Annotated in this window: 14 protein-coding genes; 9 read left to right on the top strand and 5 right to left on the bottom strand. The window is 47.5% G+C overall.

What is annotated here, in order from left to right; genetic code table 11:
* Position 1 precedes the first annotated feature (1 nt).
* On the top strand, positions 2-529 hold the full coding sequence (locus U0358_RS07370) for a DUF3833 domain-containing protein (RefSeq protein ID WP_322405802.1): 528 nt from the start codon (positions 2-4) through the stop codon (positions 527-529).
* An 83-nt stretch (positions 530-612) separates the two neighbouring features.
* Positions 613-870 carry a DUF3912 family protein gene (locus tag U0358_RS07365; protein ID WP_322405801.1) on the top strand — a complete coding sequence of 86 codons (258 nt, stop codon included), beginning with the start codon at positions 613-615 and terminating at the stop codon, positions 868-870.
* Between the two features lie 45 nt (positions 871-915).
* Here U0358_RS07365 and U0358_RS07360 read toward each other — a convergent pair whose 3' ends face one another.
* Positions 916-1,275 carry a hypothetical protein gene (locus tag U0358_RS07360; RefSeq protein ID WP_322405800.1) on the bottom strand — a complete coding sequence of 120 codons (360 nt, stop codon included), beginning with the start codon at positions 1,273-1,275 and terminating at the stop codon, positions 916-918.
* 140 nt (positions 1,276-1,415) lie between these two features.
* On the opposite strand from U0358_RS07360, the gene U0358_RS07355 reads away from it, so the two are divergent.
* The 3 genes from U0358_RS07355 to U0358_RS07345 are packed head-to-tail and all read left to right on the top strand — an operon-like array spanning position 1,416 to position 3,854.
* Complete coding sequence (locus tag U0358_RS07355) at positions 1,416-2,177, top strand: Nif3-like dinuclear metal center hexameric protein (protein ID WP_322405799.1); 762 nt, start codon at positions 1,416-1,418, stop codon at positions 2,175-2,177.
* A gap of 15 nt (positions 2,178-2,192) precedes the next feature.
* Complete coding sequence (locus U0358_RS07350) at positions 2,193-2,969, top strand: methyltransferase domain-containing protein (RefSeq protein WP_317497007.1); 777 nt, start codon at positions 2,193-2,195, stop codon at positions 2,967-2,969.
* A 15-nt stretch (positions 2,970-2,984) separates the two neighbouring features.
* The gene (locus tag U0358_RS07345) at positions 2,985-3,854 is read left to right on the top strand and encodes an NAD(P)-dependent oxidoreductase (protein WP_322405798.1); all 870 of its coding nucleotides are present in this window, start codon (positions 2,985-2,987) and stop codon (positions 3,852-3,854) included.
* A 156-nt stretch (positions 3,855-4,010) separates the two neighbouring features.
* Here the strand turns inward: U0358_RS07345 and U0358_RS07340 are convergent, their stop codons facing one another.
* Positions 4,011-5,360 (bottom strand): DUF1329 domain-containing protein, encoded by a 1,350-nt coding sequence (locus tag U0358_RS07340; protein WP_317497005.1) that lies wholly within the window; start codon positions 5,358-5,360, stop codon positions 4,011-4,013.
* 162 nt (positions 5,361-5,522) lie between these two features.
* On the opposite strand from U0358_RS07340, the gene U0358_RS07335 reads away from it, so the two are divergent.
* Positions 5,523-6,701, top strand: a complete 1,179-nt coding sequence (locus U0358_RS07335; RefSeq protein ID WP_317497004.1) for a WD40/YVTN/BNR-like repeat-containing protein — start codon at positions 5,523-5,525, stop codon at positions 6,699-6,701.
* The gene (locus U0358_RS07330) at positions 6,702-9,032 is read left to right on the top strand and encodes an efflux RND transporter permease subunit (RefSeq protein WP_317497003.1); all 2,331 of its coding nucleotides are present in this window, start codon (positions 6,702-6,704) and stop codon (positions 9,030-9,032) included.
* Between the two features lie 19 nt (positions 9,033-9,051).
* On the opposite strand, the gene U0358_RS07325 is transcribed toward U0358_RS07330, so the two are convergent.
* From U0358_RS07325 to U0358_RS07315, 3 genes are all read right to left on the bottom strand, one after another.
* A complete protein-coding gene (locus tag U0358_RS07325; RefSeq protein ID WP_322405797.1) occupies positions 9,052-10,692 on the bottom strand; it encodes a GMC family oxidoreductase in 1,641 nt (546 codons plus the stop codon).
* Complete coding sequence (gene sbcB, locus U0358_RS07320; protein ID WP_322405796.1) at positions 10,670-12,109, bottom strand: exodeoxyribonuclease I; 1,440 nt, start codon at positions 12,107-12,109, stop codon at positions 10,670-10,672. The genes U0358_RS07325 and sbcB overlap by 23 nt, the downstream gene beginning before the upstream one ends.
* Positions 12,110-12,171: 62 nt before the next feature.
* Positions 12,172-12,408, bottom strand: coding sequence for a hypothetical protein (locus tag U0358_RS07315; RefSeq protein WP_253619994.1), 237 nt, complete (start codon positions 12,406-12,408; stop codon positions 12,172-12,174).
* 89 nt (positions 12,409-12,497) lie between these two features.
* On the opposite strand from U0358_RS07315, the gene U0358_RS07310 reads away from it, so the two are divergent.
* Together U0358_RS07310 and hrpA are read left to right on the top strand one after the other, a co-directional pair.
* Positions 12,498-13,535: an isoaspartyl peptidase/L-asparaginase family protein gene (locus tag U0358_RS07310; RefSeq protein ID WP_322405795.1), complete on the top strand. Its 1,038-nt coding sequence runs from the start codon at positions 12,498-12,500 to the stop codon at positions 13,533-13,535.
* A gap of 11 nt (positions 13,536-13,546) precedes the next feature.
* On the top strand, positions 13,547-17,476 hold the full coding sequence (gene hrpA, locus U0358_RS07305; protein WP_322405794.1) for an ATP-dependent RNA helicase HrpA: 3,930 nt from the start codon (positions 13,547-13,549) through the stop codon (positions 17,474-17,476).
* Positions 17,477-17,480: the final 4 nt, after the last annotated feature.

Here is a 17,480-nt window from a genome sequence, read left to right as displayed (position 1 = left end):
AATGAAGGCTTTAAAGGTTTTAGGCTTTACCGTTTTACTTAGTTTACTTGCGGCGTGCTCAACCGGCATTGATGCTTATAAATCAGCTGAGCCAAAGTTAAAGCTTGAAGAGTTCTTTAACGGTGAACTGGTTGCTTACGGTATGGTTCAGGACTACAGCGGGGAAGTGATTCAGCGTTTTGAGGTAACCATGACAGGTACCTGGGAGGGTAATAAAGGCGTTCTCGACGAACATTTCACTTATGCCGATGGTCGTGAGCAGCAAAGAGTCTGGCACATAACAAAAACCGGCCCGAATAGTTATGAAGGGCGTGCAGACGATGTTGAAGGTGTTGCTAAAGGTACAACAGCAGGCAATGTTCTTAACTGGGAGTACCAACTGGAAGTTGTGGTAGACGGCGAGCCTTTGGTATTGACGTTGGATGACTGGCTGTATCTTATTGATGAGAACAATATGATCAATCGTACCGACATGTCTAAATGGGGCTTCCCTGTTGGGGAGATAACGCTTTATATTGGTAAGAAATAAATATCAAGAATCTCTGTCGGTGACCGATAATAGGAGTATAATCCTGGTATTGATATAGCCTTAAAAGGTTTAGGGAAACGGCAGTGGCAATTAATTATCCGACATTTTCTTATAACAACCCCCGCATACAAGGGCAGACGGTTTTTATTAAGCGTGGACCGCATCAGGGGAAGTTAGGAATTATAGCAAAAACACTGGATAATGATCGCTTCCTGGTGTCTCAGGCTGATTTTGGTTCTGAAAAAGTCATTTTCAAACGCAGTGACTTTCTGGTGCACCGTTACCGTAAAATTAGAGTTCCAATAGACCGCGTTGCCGGTAAAAATCCAGACGTTCTATAACAAAAAAGCGACCATTAAGGTCGCTTTTTTGCTTATAGCGGTGAATTACGCACTGCCTCGAGGTAAACGACAATCGCTGTTTTTACCATTTAACTTTTGTTTCCACAGTTCTTTTGCGGTTAAGCCGCCAGAGCTGGATTTTTTCACCGGGGATTTTTTTGCAGCAGGCTTTTTCGCTGCTGATTTCTTAGTCTCGGCTTTCTTAGGCTCTGACTTTTCAGCTGCTGATGACTTCTCATTAGTCAACTCTTTTGCTTCGTCTGCTAACTGAGTAAGACGTACATTCTTACCACCATTAACGCTATACCAGCCATTGCTGCTTTCTATTTCCGGCTTTTTACCGTGAGCCTTTTGATAAGCTTCGGTATATTCGGCTAGTACCTTTTCTTTATCCAGTTTGCTCATTGAAATGTTCCTTTATTCAAGGTTTGGTTGTAAAAGTTTTGTATAAAAATGCTTCGCTATTCGTTTATACCGTTTTTTCGGATTATTGTCTAATTTCGGGTAAACTGGAGCCATTCATCAAAGCAATTTGGTTTTCAGATATGCCGATAAATAGAAATGAATTACAAAATTATCTTAATAAACTATTAAACAGTGAGCAGATTAAAGACTATTGTCCTAATGGACTGCAAGTAGAGGGGAAATCTGAAATCCGCAAAGTAGTCAGCGGAGTAACCGCATGTCAGGCCCTGGTTGACAGGGCAGTTGACGAGAACGTTGATGCGATTCTGGTTCATCATGGCTATTTCTGGAAGGGCGAGCCGGCGGAAGTTGTTGGTATGAAAAAGCGTCGACTACAGCAGCTGTTGAAGCATGATATCAATTTATTTGCCTATCACTTACCGCTGGATGTCCACCCTGAACTGGGAAATAATGCGCAGTTGGCCAAACTGATGGATTGGCAATTCGATGGGCCGGTGGATCCTTCTGATCCGGCATGTCCGCTGGTAACCGGTCAGTTAGCTAAAGCCGTTTCCTCCGACGAATTAGCCAATGAACTGGAACAGCGCTTAGAGCGACCGTTGGTGTGTCGAGTCGACAGTTTAAATAAAATTAAAACAGTTGCCTGGTGCACCGGTGGCGGGCAAGGCTTTATTGACCGGGCGGCCCAGCTTGGAGTCGACGCCTTTATTACCGGTGAAGTCTCGGAGCCGACGATACACAGTGCGAGGGAGCAAGGTATTGCATTTTTTGCGGCCGGGCATCATGCCACCGAGCGTTACGGCGCAAAAGCGCTGGGCGAACACTTAGCACGCCAGTTTGAGCTGGATGTTAAGTTTATTGATATTGATAGTCCGGCCTGATGAAAAGAAGCCTTTATGAATAGAAAAAAACAGGAACGCGGCGACTTCAGCGGTATTAGCCAAAAATTCTCCAAATCTATTTATGACACCACTAAAGGGCAACTCAGGGTTGAGGTGCTCAAGCGTGATTTAGCGCCGCTGTTAGCCACTGAGCCATGTTTAGTGCTTGATGTAGGAGCCGGGCTTGGTCAGGTAAACCAGTGGTTTCAGGAAAATGACTTCGCGGTGGTGCATTCTGATCTTTCAACCGAAATGGTTGAAGAAGCTGAGCGCCGTCACAAAGCGGCAGGCCTCGGACATAAGTGCAAGTACGTTTCGGCAAGTTTAACAGAGCTTGCTAATCAGCAGCCGCTAAATCAGTACGATATTATTCTTTGCCACGCCTTGCTGGAATGGCTGCCGGACACCGAGCTTGCCATTCATCAATTGGCTTCACTATTAAAGCCTGGCGGAAAGTTGTCGCTTATGTTTTATAACTATCATGCTAAGCTTTTTGCCAATGCCATTTACGGCAACTTTGATTATATTGAGCGCGGGCTGAAGGTGAAAAAGACCGTTCGTTTGAATCCTCAGAACCCAGCTGTACCGGAACAAGTTGACGACTGGCTAGATCAAGAAGGGTTAAACGTTCAGCAAAAGACCGGTGTTCGCTGTTTTCATGACTACTTACGTGACCTGACTCATCAGCAACGGTTCGATGAATTACTGGCACTTGAGATGAAATACAATCAAATGTCCCCTTATCGTGAGCTGGGACGTTATCAACACTGGCTTATTGAAAAACCGAATTAGTTTGGAGAAATGACGATGTCAAAGCAATGTGCATTTATTGGATTAGGCGTTATGGGTTACCCAATGGCCGGTCACTTACAAAAAGCGGATCATAAGGTAACGGTTTATAACCGCACTCAGGCTAAAGCCGAAAAATGGGCAAAGGAATATTCCGGACGCTGCCAGCCAACCCCGGCTGAAGCTGTTAAGGAAGCTGACTTTGTTATGGTTTGTGTTGGTAACGATGACGATGTACGTAACGTATTTTACGGCGATGAGGGTATTCTGGCGAATTTAAAATCCGGAGCTGTTGTTATTGACCATACTACAGCTTCCGCTGAATTGGCACGAGAGCTTGAACAAGCTGTAAATGAAAAGCAGGGCAGTTTTTTAGATGCGCCGGTTTCAGGCGGCCAGGCCGGAGCGGAAAACGGTGTTCTAACGGCGATGGTGGGTGGTGAACAACATACTTTTGAAGCTGCGGACGAGCTTTTCCAATGCTATGCCAAAACTCGTCAACTGATGGGACCTGCCGGTAGTGGACAATTAGCGAAAATGGTCAATCAGATTTGTATTGCCGGCGTTTTGCAAGGCTTGTCTGAAGGGCTTCAACTGGCACGTAAAGTCGGCTTAGATCCTGATAAGCTTATTGCGGCGATTAGTCAGGGTGCTGCAGGCTCCTGGCAGATGGAAAATCGTTATAAGACTATGTGGGATAACCACTACGAGCATGGCTTCGCTGTAGACTGGATGCGTAAAGATCTAAAAATAGCCTTGGCTGAGGCCGACCGTCAGGGCTTGTCGCTGCCGGCGACTGCATTAGTTGACCAATTCTATGCTGACGTTCAGAAAATGGGTGGCAGTCGCTGGGATACATCGAGTCTTCTGGCTCGTCTGGAAAAGTAGCCTGATGCTATTGCATCAGGTGAGATGACCCGTAACAACCGCGATGCTGCTGCCTTCTTAATGTAATAACGTCAAGCTACGTAGAACTCACCAGGCTACGGACATTAAAAAAGGAGACTCAAATGAGTCTCCTTTTTACGTTTAAGCGGTATTGGCTTATCTGAAGCCTTTACGGCGTAATGCGTTAGTACTGAAGTCTTCACGGCTTGGTGAAATATCCCATTCCATGTAAGGGTCTTCTTCATTCCCTAACCCAAGAGATATGTAACGACCCGAATTCAGGTCATATAACGCTTCTGCAGCCATCCACGGAACGTCCTGGTTATAGAACTGAGTATTCAGAGCTTCACCAACACGCCATAGTTCGCCACGTCCGTCGTAGTGATCAACCAGTGACGCTGTCCAGGTATCTTCATCAAGGTACATTGTACGCTTAGAATAGATATGGCGTTCCCCGTCTTTCAAAGTGCCTTCGACAACCCACACACGGTGTTTTTCATAGCGGATCAAGTCCTGGTTCATATGACCTGCTTTTATAATGTCTTCATAGTTAAGCTCAGGATCCATGATCTTGAAGTTGTTGTAAGGAATATAAACTTCTTTCTTACCTTTTAATTCCCAGTTGTACTTATCTGGTGCACCGTTGTACATATCCAGGTTGTCAGAAGTACGTAAGCCATCTGCCGCAGTGCCTGGTCCGTCATAAGCAACGTTCGGTGCACGACGTACACGACGCTGGCCGGCATTATAAATCCAGGCGCGACGGCCTTCTTTTACTTGGTTAATGGTTTCATGAACCAGCAAAACAGTACCAGTTAAGCGAGAAGGCGCTTCAACTTCCTGCATAAAATAAAACAGAACGTTGTCGTCGGCTTCCTGGCGACCGGTTTCTAAGTACTCAGGGAATACCAAGGTCTCCTTAAGTTCTACTGTGTTGTAGTCTCCGTTAGCCAGAACCGGGAACTGGGCTACGTTACGAGTTACAGCGCCGCCACGGTAACGGGTAATATGGTTCCACACCGCCTCTAACCCATTTTCGGGGATAGGGAATGGAATGGTAGTATCGAAGTTTTCGACGCCGTTACCACCGGCAACCATTTCTGCATTTTCTGCGTTAGATTTTATTTTAGGCCAAAGCTCGTCCGGATAAGTTGCCGAACGGTGGGTTGGATAGACAATCATTTTATAATCTGAGTATTCATTGAACATAGCGATTTGGCCTTCGCTTAGATGTTCTTTGTGCTCATCCAGGTTGTCATGAGTAATCGTAAATAACGGCTTATCATCGGCAAATGGGTCATTACCGCGAACAACTTCTACCGAATGATCAGAGTAACCACCGTCCCAGGCCGGGATAGAGCCGTCGGCATTTGCCGCTTTTTCAGCACCAATCGGGGTTAGATCCTGACCAAGCCTTGCGGCTTCTTCTGGTGATACCTTAGCCGCAACGCTCGCGGAAATCACCGACATGGCAAAAACGCCAGCTTTTAGCATCAGTTTATTCATTATAATTTTCCTTGTTGTTCTACTTTCCAACATCACTTTGCCAGAGGACTGACCTCTCAAGCAATACTTTAACGAAAAAAAGCACGAATTTAACGAAAAAAGGTTTTCAAATAATCTTGAGCTTATACAATCCTATGACATTTTTAGTACCTTGGAGGTTCCATGCGCTTGTCTTTAACCCCATTAGGGGTGTTGTTGGGGGCTTTTTTTAGCACCACAGTGCTTGCACAGGATGGCGACACAACAACAATTACTGATTACGACGTGATCAGTGCACCAGCATTGTCATCAGACAGAATTAAAAGCGAAGTGCTTATTGAAGTGACGACCGTTGGAACGCGAATTATAGCCGTCGGTGCGCATGGAAATATTATCTGGAAAGAGAGCGATAACTGGGAACAGGCTAAAGTAGATACCAGTGTACTTTTAACGAGCGTCGCTTTTGCTGACGAGCAAAACGGATGGGCGACTGGGCATCATGGTGTCATTATTAAAACCGAAGATGGTGGTAAAACCTGGAAGCGGCAGTTAGATGGCTTTGAACTAATGACGTTAGAAAAACGTTATTTTGAACAGCGTATTGAAAAACTGAAAGAACAACTAGAATCAACGAACGATGAAGATGTTATCGGTGAGCTTGAATGGCAGCTTGAAGAGGCTCAGTTCCAGATCAGTAATATAGAGGCAGCCAGAGAAGAAGGCCCCAGCAAGCCTTTTTTAGACCTTTACGCGAAAGACAGTCAGACCGTGATGGCGATAGGCGCTTATGGTACCTTCCTTAAAACCGAAGATGGCGGCGAAAGCTGGCAGGTTATCTCGGGTCGTTTGGAAAACCCGGGCGGTTATCATTTGAATACTATTTTTGGCCAGGGTGATGACTTATATATTTTTGGGGAAGCCGGGTTAGCCTTTGCGAGTCACGATGGTGGTGAGAGTTGGGAAACCCTGGACTCGCCTTATCGTGGGTCGCTGTTTGGCGGGCACCTCGATGCTGAGAGCCGTGTATGGGTTTATGGCCTGCGTGGAAACGCCTTTGTATCAGACGATAAAGGTCAAAGCTTTACAACCGTTGATACAGGCACCAGAGTTAATTTGTCGGCCGGAACCAACACTAACAAGGGTACTCAGCTCATTGTCGGGCATTCCGGAACCATTCTTGAGATTAATGGCCAGCTAGAAGTAAAGAACAGGACACATCCGAGCAGTTCGGTTCTGACCGATATTATTGAAGTAGCCGACGGTGAGTGGATTATGACGGGCCGCAGTGGTCTGTTGCACTGGCCGGCCAAGATCACTGAAAAAGAAGCCCTGGCAACAGCAACGCAACAAGGAGCGCAGTAAATGGATAATCCGAGTGCGAATAAATCAGCAGGACTGCTGGAGAAGTTATTGTTCACGGTACGGGCTCCTTGGCTAATTGTCTTTTTATTACTGACCTTGTTCCTGGGGTATCATGCGTCGCAGGTTCGCCCTGACGCCAGCCTGAGCAAAATGATCCCGACTAACCATCCGTTTATTCAAAATTATTTTGATTACCAGGACGACTTAGCCAGTTTGGGGAACGTTGTCCGAGTGGCTGTTGAAAATAAAGACGGCGATATTTTTGAAGCCGATTTTCAACAGGAATTGCAAAAAATAACCGATGAAATTTTCTTCATTCCGGGCGTTAACCGCTCCGGGCTTCGCAGCTTATGGACTCCCAATGTTCGCTGGATGGAAGTTACCGAAGAAGGTTTTGTCGGCGGCCCGGTGATTCCCGATGGTTATGACGGCAGTGAAGAATCCTTAGATGAACTAAGAACTAACGTTCTGCGCTCAGGTGAAGTAGGTAACCTGGTTGCAAATAACTTTGAATCTACCATCGTCTATATTCCGCTGGATGAAGTTAACCCTGAAACTGGCGAAAAGCTCGATTATCAGGAATTTTCTGAAAAGCTGGAAACCCTGGTTCGCGATAAATACCAAAGCGAAGATATTGAAATTCACATCACCGGTTTTGCGAAACTGATAGGCGACCTTATTGAAGGTGCTGAGCAGGTTGGTTTGTTCTTCCTGCTGGCTATCGCTATCACGCTTGTCATGCTTTACCTCTATAGCCGCTGTTGGCGCAGTACCTTTATGGTCCTTAGCTGCTCAATTATTGCGGTTATCTGGCAGCTTGGCATTATTGAGTTGATAGGCAGCGGTATTAACCCGTACTCAATGCTCGTGCCATTCCTGGTGTTTGCCATAGGGGTTTCGCATGGCGTACAGATTATAAATGCAATTGGTACCAACCGGGTTGCCGGGCTTGATAAAGTTGCTGCTGCTCGCACTGCGTTCCGCGGTCTGTATATTGCGGGGTTAACCGCTCTGGCAAGTGACGCCATTGGCTTTACGACCTTGATGGTTATTGATATTGAGGTCATCAAAGAGTTGGCAATAGCGGCCAGTATTGGTGTTGCTGTGGTGGTGCTGACTAACCTGGCTTTACTGCCTATTTTGATGTCCTACCTGGGAACCTCGGACAACGGTGTTGCTTACCAGAAAAAAATAAAGGACGAGCGTCATCCACTGTTTGATTTCTTTGCTAAATTTACTCAGCCAAAATGGGCGTATTCAGCCCTCGTTGTTGCTCTAATTATGCTGGCCTGGGGCTTAGTCAATAGTCAGAATATGGCAATTGGTGACCTCGATAAAGGCGCGCCGGAGCTTCGTCCTGACAGTCGCTATAATCAGGACAATGCCTTTATTGTAGAAAACTACAGCTCCAGTACCGATATTTTTGTGGTGATGGCGGCATCTGCGCCTGAACAGTGTATTGCCTACGATAATCTAGAGATTATGGAGCGTTTTAGCTGGCATATGGAAAATACCGGCGGTGTTCAGGACGTTAAGTCTGTCGTCTACGTTTCTAAAATGGGCATGTTTGGCATAAATGAGGGTAACCTTAAGTGGTTTAGTTTAAACCGCAATAAATACGTTACTAACGCCTCTTTAAGCCGTATTCCGGACGGTTTGATCAACAACGATTGTTCAATGGCGCCAGTCATTATTTACCTTGATGACCATAAAGCTAAAACCTTAAAGAATGTCGTTGGCTCGGTTAACGAGTTTAACCAGAACTATCAGCAGGAAGGGTTGGAGCTGTTGATGGCAGCGGGCAACTCGGGTATTGAAGCTGCGACTAACTCGGTTATAGAGGCGGCGCAGACTAAGATGCTGCTGTGGGTTTATGGTGTTGTTATCGTGCTGTGCTTTATTACCTTCCGTAGCGTTCGTACGGTGGCCTGTATCGTACTGCCGCTGGCCTTTACTACTGTTATGAGTCAAGGACTAATGGCGGTGTTAGGCATAGGCATTAAAGTGGCTACCTTGCCGGTTATTGCCTTAGGGGTTGGTATCGGCGTCGACTACGGCATTTATATTTACAGTAAAGTGAAAGAGGGCTTGCAGCAGGGCATGTCGTTGCATGAAACCTACAAGTACTCGCTGGATAACACTGGCAAGGCCGTTGGCTTTACTGGCTTAACGCTGGCCATAGGTGTCGCCACCTGGATATTCTCACCCATTAAATTTCAGGCGGACATGGGGATATTGCTGACCTTTATGTTCCTATGGAATATGCTGGGTGCGCTGATTCTAATCCCGGCACTGGCAAGATTATTTGGTGTAGGAAATAAAAAAGCCTAACGTGGTAATCTAATCTGAGTTAGTAAATTGAGGCGTCGGCTTTTATTAAGTCGGCGCCTTTTTCAGCTATAGCGATAGTAGGAGCGTTAGTATTGCCACTGATAACGGTAGGCATAATGGATGCGTCTATTACTCTGAGTTTCTCAACGCCTATTACTTTTAACTCAGGATCGACCACAGCTTCGGCATCGTCTTTAGGCCCCATCTTACAAGTCCCCGCAGGATGATAAATAAGCCCGGCCTTGGATTTTATCTGCTCCAGAAGTTCGGCGTCGCTTAAACTGGGGTCGGGGAAAATGATCCCGCCATTGTGTTTTGCCAGAGCAGGTTGCTTCAGTATCTCTAACGCTTTTCTTATGCCGCTGAGTAAGGCCTTATGATCACTTTTTTCGCCTAAAAAACCATAAGTAATTTGCGGTTTTGCCATTGGATCGTCAGGGTTTAGGCGCACTGTCCCACGTGATTCTGGGCGTAACAAGCAGACATGACAGGTGAATCCGTGTTTTAAGGTAGGATTCCAGTCGTAGCCGCTGTCGTTAAACATAACGGGTAACAAGTGAGCCTGAATGTCAGGTTCTTTAACCTCATCCGATGAGCGGAAAAAGGCTCCGACTTCAGCAAGTGAATGTGCCAGCTGGCCTTTGCTAGTGAGTAAATATTGAATAAAAGGTACTGAGAGCTTGATTAACCCCAGCGGACTCAGGGTCAGGCCGTCTTTCATTTTGTTTTTGCAGTGTATGCTAACGTCCACGTGCTCCTGCAAGTTCTTACCGACAGCCGGGTTGTCATAAACCCTTTCTATTCCAAATTTTGCAAGCTCTGATGCTGAGCCTACACCGGAGCGCATCAGAATTTGGGGGGAGTTAAAGGCACCGGCACTAAGAATAACTTCTTTTTTCGCACTGGCTATGTATCGACGGTTATTCTGCTGATAACAGACTCCGGTCGCTTTCTTCCCTGAAAAAACCACTCGCTCGGTCAGGCACCCGGACAATACCGTTAAGTTGCTTCGTTTCAGTGCTGGCTTCAGGTAGGCATGATAAGCACTGCATCGCTTCCCATCTTTCATTGTGAACTGGTATGGACTGTGTCCTTCCAGTTGTGCGCCGTTAAAGTCCGGGTTAGGCGGCAAGCCATATTCGCTGCAGGCATCTAAGAAACATTTTGATACCGGGTAAAAGGGAGATACATCGGATACGGTTAAGGGTCCTCTGCTTCCATGATAGTTCGAGTTACCGCGACTATTATTCTCACTCTTTATAAAATAAGGTAGTAAGTCGTTGTAACTCCAGCCCTCGTTACCTTTAGCTGCCCAAGAGTTGTAGTCACTGGTGAGCCCGCGAGTATAAATCATGGCGTTAATGCCGCTACTGCCACCTAGCATTTTCCCTCGCGGTGTATAACAACCTTTGGGGTTAGTCAGTTGGGGTTCTTTTTGACTTCGGTAAAGCCAGTTGAATTTGCGGCTATGCATAAAGCGGGCAAAACCTGAAGGCATGTCCGAAAAGAACCCACCATGTGAGGTTCCGGCTTCCAGTAATAACACTCGAAACTTACCGCATTCTGTGAGTCTGTTGGCAAGGGTGCAACCGGCAGAACCGGCTCCGACTAAAATGTAATCGAACGACGCGTTAGCGTCAGAGAGATGCGGCGTAGTCATACAGTGATTTTAGCAACCGCAGCTTATGCGCGTCTTCCTGTTGCTGATTCGCCAAGTCTTCAAGCTTCAGTGCAAAGTCCTCTGCGGACAATAAGCCTTCTGGCGGCTCAATTAAGCGCTGCTGACAAAACAAACGCCACTGATTCAGTTCTTTGTCGCTAAGAGTCGACGGGTAGTTTCGTGCCCGGTAACGAAACAGCAGTGCAGGCATACGCTTGTCCTGAAAGTCCAGCTCCAGACCGGCCAGTTGCTGTGGCTCTGACGAACGGATAATCTCCATATGCTTTTTATCCTGAGGAGAGAAAAAGCCGTCATATATCTGGTGATCAACGTCGGTTCTGGGGGGAAACTCTTTGGTTTGTTCAAACACCTGCATGAGTTTGTCGCGGAAGTCGCTGTTTTCCTGTAACCATTTAGCGTTTGTCTCCAGGGCGGCTGTATCTAATGCGGCACTATCAGCAGCTTCAGCAGAAATGGTTTTAATGGGCGCTAAGAAAGGACAGCGACCCAAGTGAATATTTTGTATACCGCTTTTCTGTAAGCCTTGCTCTTCCAGTTCCCTACGACTGGTGTAGGTTAGCTCCGTTAATTCTTCTACCGATTTATCGGCAAAATCCATGGGCGGAATGCGCAAGTCCCAGGCAATAACGTTGCTATTTTGCTTAGGATGAAAGCCCAGCGGCAATATAGCCGACAAATAGCGGTTAGCCGTACCGTAAAACCCACTGACATGGGCCAGAGGCTCTGGTGCCTGCCAGTTAAACAGGTTTAGTAGTTTCTGTTTACGGCGAATACTGTAAGCCCACTGCCACAGCTTAGGCTGTTTTTCGCTGATAAGTTTTGCCAGGCCAATGGTCGCGTGAACGTCTGACATAGCGTCGTGCGCCTGGCCGTGCTCAATGCCATTGGCAACACTCAAATGCTCCAGTTTTAGGCTGGGTTGTCCGTCAGAATTCTCCGGCCAGTTAATACCGTCAGGGCGTAGCGCAAAACAGGCTCGCGCCACATCAATTAAGTCCCAGCGGGAATTGCCGTTCTGCCAGCTGTATTCGTAAGGGTCATAAAAATTGCGATAGAAAAGCAAACGGGTAACTTCGTCATCAAAACGGATGTTGTTGTAGCCAATAATGGTGGTGTTAGGCTTTTGAAACTCGTTTGCTATGGCTTTGCTGAACTCGGCTTCACCGACACCTTGCTTCGCAGCAAGCTGCGGTGTTATTCCGGTAATTAAAGTCGCTTCCGGGTTAGGCAGAAAGTCCGGAGTAGGTTGAGCGTAAAGCGTTAAAGGCCGACCGATAACATTAAAATCAGTGTCTGTGCGTAAGCCGGCAAACTGTGCAGGGCGATCCACTAAAGGGTTAGCGCCCCATGTCTCATAATCGTGCCAGTAGAAAGTTTCTTGTTCGTTATGTGCCATAAGCCTAACTGCTCAGCGGAAAAGGAAAACTATAGCACGAGCCCGCAGATAAATTCAGCCACTCACTCCCTTTCAATTTTATTCACTTGCACATCATAGGCTTTATCCAGCTTTTGCTCTAATGTACGGTCATCTTCGTGGCGAAAAGCAAGTTCAGCGTGCGGCAGAATGCGTTCAGCTAAACGCTGTGCGACGGCGTCTCTGAACTTTTGTTCGTTATCTAGTGCTTCATTATCGACTTCCAGGGTAATTTGCTGTCTGTCGCCTAAGTGTGTGTACTCAACGCGATAAGTCGGCATCTGAATATCTCCTCGTTGTCAGTTCGTTGCTTTCCTGCGACTATGTTATGACTAACAATCTAGCCTATAACAATAAAATCGAGGTCAGAATGAAAAAACTCTACTTATCTGCATTACTTGCCACCGCTGCGTTTGGATCGCTATTACCAGCCGCAGAGGCGGATGACCATGATGTTGAATACGCTATGGCCATTCATGGCGGAGCGGGTACTATTACTCGCGCGAATTTAACCGCTGAACAAGAGCAAGCCTACAAAGATAAATTGACGGAAGCTTTAGAGGCTGGCCGTAAGGTATTGAAAGAAGGTGGTGACAGCACCACCGCAGTTATTGCGGCTATTCAGGTAATGGAAGCATCGCCACTGTTTAACTCTGGCAAAGGCGCGGTTTATACCTGGGACGGAGAACATGAACTGGATGCTTCGTTAATGGAAGGTCTGAACGGCAATGCAGGTGCAGTTGCTGGCGTGAAAACGGTAAAAAGCCCAATAGAACTGGCTCGTGAAGTAATGGAAGAGTCGGTACACGTCATGCTAAGTGGTAAAGGCGCAGAGCAGTTTTCCCGGCAGCAAGGGCTGGAGCAGGTCGAGAATAGCTATTTCAATACCGAGCACCGTTATCAGCAGCTGCAAAACGCCAAAGAAACCATTAAGAAAAGTGAACAGCCGGAGCAACAAGCCTGGGAGTACCTGGATTTAGATTACAAATACGGCACAGTAGGTGCTGTGGCTGTTGATAAAAACGGGTTATTAAGTGCAGGCACATCAACCGGCGGCATGACAGCCAAACGTTATGGTAGAATAGGCGATTCCCCCATTATTGGTGCCGGTACCTGGGCGGATAACGGCAGCTGTGCGGTGTCTGCGACCGGACACGGTGAATACTTCATTCGCTTCCACGTGGCGGCTGATATCTGCTCGCGGGTTAAGTATAAAGGGCTTTCGGTAAATGAAGCCGGCGATGAGGTCATTCACGGTGTGCTGGAACAAGCGGGTGGTACCGGAGGCGTTATTATTATTGACGCAGAAGGCAATATTGCTATGCCGTTTAATACCGAAGGTATGTATCGTGGCTATATTAAGGGCGAAGGTGATGCCCATATTGCTATTTATAACGAGGATGAATAAGTTCGGAGTCTATGAGTCGTCAAAAATCGCACGATAAATCACAAAGTCAGCCTTTTGTTGATAAATTTCAGACACAATTAGAGCAATGTACAACACAACAGGCCGCGCTTTTGCGCGGTCGTTTGCGTGGTCTGAGTAAAATTAAAAATGAGCAACGACAGCAGCAGGTGCTGGAGCGGATAGCGGGCGATATAGAGACCGCTGAGTTGGCGTACCTGGAGCGTCAGCAGCAACAGTTTCATATTAGTTACCCCGAAGAGTTGCCGGTTGCCCAGCAGCGTGGTGACATTAAAAAAGCCATTGAGCAGAATCAGGTGGTGGTCATTGCCGGTGAGACGGGTTCAGGTAAGACCACGCAGCTACCGAAAATGTTGCTGGAACTGGGGTATGGTCGCAAAGGTACCATTGGTCATACTCAGCCCCGGCGGCTGGCTGCACGCAGTGTTGCTGCCCGTATTGGGGATGAGCTGCAGGATCACGCGAAAAAGCAGGTGGGTTATAAAATCCGCTTTCAGGATGAGACCGCACCGACGACGGCAATAAAACTCATGACCGACGGTATGCTGTTATCCGAACTGCAGCAAGACCCTCTGCTACTGCAATACGACGCCATTATTATCGATGAAGCACACGAGCGCAGTCTGAATATCGATTTCTTGCTGGGGGTTCTGCATACGCTGCTGCCCAAACGCCGTGATCTTAAAGTTGTTATTACCTCCGCGACTATTGAAACCGAACGTTTCTCCAAACACTTTCATGATGCTCCCGTACTGACGGTAACCGGCCGAACCTACCCGGTGGAAGTTCGGTATCGACCGCCAAAAGAAGACGGCAAGGCTGCTGATGCCGACGTACTTCAAGGCGTTTGTGACGCGGTTGAAGAGCTGCAGCGGGAAAGCGAAGGCGACATTCTTATTTTTGCCAGCGGTGAGCGCGAAATTCGTGATTACGCGGATGCTATTGGGGAGTTACAGCTGCGTAATACGGAAGTTTTGCCCTTGTATGCGCGTTTGTCGTCGCACGAGCAGAACCGTGTATTTCAGTCGCACAGTCAGCGCCGGGTGGTTATTGCTACCAACGTGGCAGAAACCTCGTTAACGGTTCCGGGCATACGCTTTGTAATTGACCCGGGCACCGTGCGCATGAGCCGTTACAGTTACCGCACTAAAGTGCAGCGCTTACCCATTGAGCCCATTTCACAGGCCAGCGCCAACCAGCGCAAGGGGCGTTGTGGCCGTATTGGTCCGGGTATTTGTATTCGCTTATACAGTGAAGAGGACTTCTTGCAGCGTCCGGAATATACCGATCCGGAAATTCTCCGTACCAATTTGGCGGCGGTTATACTGCAAATGTCGTCGTTGCGCCTGGGTGACATTCGCCAGTTTCCTTTTGTACAAAAGCCCGATGAGCGTTTTGTTAAAGATGGCCTGAACTTACTGGAAGAGTTGCACGCTATTAAGCCAGGACGTAAAAATGAGCAACCGAAATTAACGGATACGGGACGTCAACTGTCGCGGCTGCCGCTGGATCCGCGACTGGCCAGAATGGTCATAGCCGGACAGCAATATGGTTGTGTCCGTGAAATGCTGATAATTACCGCGGCTCTGAGTATTCAGGACCCGCGTGAACGGCCACACGATGCACAGCAGAAAGCAGACGAATGGCACCAACGTTTCCGTGATAAAAGCTCTGATTTTATGGCGTTTCTCAACTTATGGAACTACGTCAAAGAACAGCAGAAAGCCTTGTCAGGAAACCAGTTCCGTAAGCAAATGGGTCGTGAGTTTATTCATTTTATGCGCTTGCGTGAGTGGCAGGATATTTACACGCAGAGCCGACAAACGGTTCGGGAAATGGGGTTATCCATTAATGAAGAACCTGCCACTTTCGAGCAAGTACACCGGGCTTTAATTACTGGTTTATTGTCTCAGGTGGGTTTTAAAGAAGACCGACACGAATATCAGGGCACGCGGCAAACGCGTTTTCATATTTTTCCGGGCTCAGGTTTGTTTGGTAAGCCACCAAAGTGGGTTGTTACCGCAGAGCTCGCCGAAACCTCAAAATTGTATGCGCGTATTAATGCCGACATCGACCCGCTGTGGATAGAGGAGGCGGCTCCTCATTTAGTCAAAAAGCAATACCTTGAACCTCACTTTGAGAAGAAGCAAGGCAGTGTGATTGCCGATGAGCAGGTCACGTTACTGGGGCTGATTCTGGTGCCCAGAAGGCGCGTTCAATTCGGCCCAGTGTCGCCGATTAAGGCCAGAGAAATATTCATTCGCGAAGGGCTGGTTAATTCGCAGCTAACGCGCAAGCTGCCTTTTATTCAACACAACCTAAGGTTAATTCAGGATGTTCAGGCGCTGGAGGCGAAATCTCGTCGTCGCGATATTCTGGTGGATGAAGAGGTGTTGTTCGAGGCTTATGACCGCGCCATACCCGAAGGCATATATAACGAGAAGTTGCTGGCAGGCTGGTGGCATAAGGCGGCTAAAAAAGAGCCTAAACTGCTGTTTTTTGAACGCGACGACCTTATTGCCGGCGACACCGAACACATTACAGAAAATGAATATCCGGAGTTTTGGCGCCAGGGCAACTTGCGATTGCCGTTAAGTTACCATTTTGAACCTAACGCAGAAGACGATGGTGTCAGCGTGAATATTCAGCTGGGTATTCTGAATCAGGTGAGGCCGGAAGGTTTCGACTGGCATATTCCGGCGCTCCGTGAGGAACGAATTGCTCACTTAATTAAGTCGCTGCCGAAAACCTTACGCCGGAATTTTGTACCGGCACCTAACTTCGCTGGCGCGATTATAGCCGATATTGAACCGCTGCAAGGGCGCTTAACCGATGCTATGGCGACTAAGTTGCGCCGTATGACCGGCGTGACGGTTCCGGAAGAAAGTTGGGATGAGTCCTCGCTGCCTGATCATTTACGCATGAATTTTAAGATTCTTGACGGCAAAAAGTTGGTTAGTCAGGGACGTGACTTACAAGGTCTTCAACAGAAGCTGTCGGGTAAGGTGCAGCAGCGGCTGGAGAAAACCGCCGGTGACGATATTAGCCGTGAGCGCGTCGATAGCTGGGACTTTGATGACTTACCGGAAGTGATTACCGAGCGCCAGCAAGGTTTTGAGCTGAAGGCGTATCCGGGCTTAATTAATAAAGGCAAAGGACAGGTTGCTCTGCAATTGTTCGATAACCCGGAGCAGGCGAAGAAGCATCATAAAGCCGGTGTACGCGAGTTGGTACTGCAACAAATACCGTCGCCAATTAAGCATTTACAGAAATCACTGTCGAATAAAGCCAAATTGGCCATGTACTTCAACCCCTGGGGAAAAGTGGATGCGTTAATAGCCGACTGTATAGCTGCGGCAGTGGACGGCCTGATTCATGAACAAATTGAGCAGGGCAATGGGCTTAGGGAGCAGAAGAGCTTTGAGCAATTAAAAGATATTGTTCGTGCTAATTTAAATGATCGTGTTGAACAAATAGCCCTGGAAGTTGAACAGTGCCTGCTATTGTCACAACAGGTTCGAAAGTCTCTTAAAGGTAAAATTCCACTGGATCAGATCCAGTCCCGGGGCGATATTCAGGACCAACTGGATAACTTAGTCTTCGCCGGGTTTGTCTCTGCTTTTGGTGGGGAGCGCCTGAGTGACATTGTGCGTTATTTAAAAGCTATTCAGCGTCGGTTAGAGAAACTACCGGTTGACCCGAATAAGGACAGATTGATGACTCTGACCCTGGCCAACCTTGAAGAGCAGTATAAAGCCGCGGTGAAGGCTTATGAAAATAAAGGCTCGGTGGTTCCCGATGACATTACTGAAATTCGCTGGATGATTGAAGAGCTGAGAGTGTCATTTTTCGCGCAGACACTGGGAACCAAGTATCCAGTGTCAGAAAAGCGGGTTAAACAAGCAATAGAGGCGGCTAAATAGCCGC

It is taken from the genome of Idiomarina sp. PL1-037 (assembly GCF_034422975.1).
Lineage (GTDB): Bacteria > Pseudomonadota > Gammaproteobacteria > Enterobacterales > Alteromonadaceae > Idiomarina.
The sequence above is the reverse complement of the archived record's forward strand: the minus strand, read 5'-3'. Positions and strand labels throughout refer to the sequence as shown.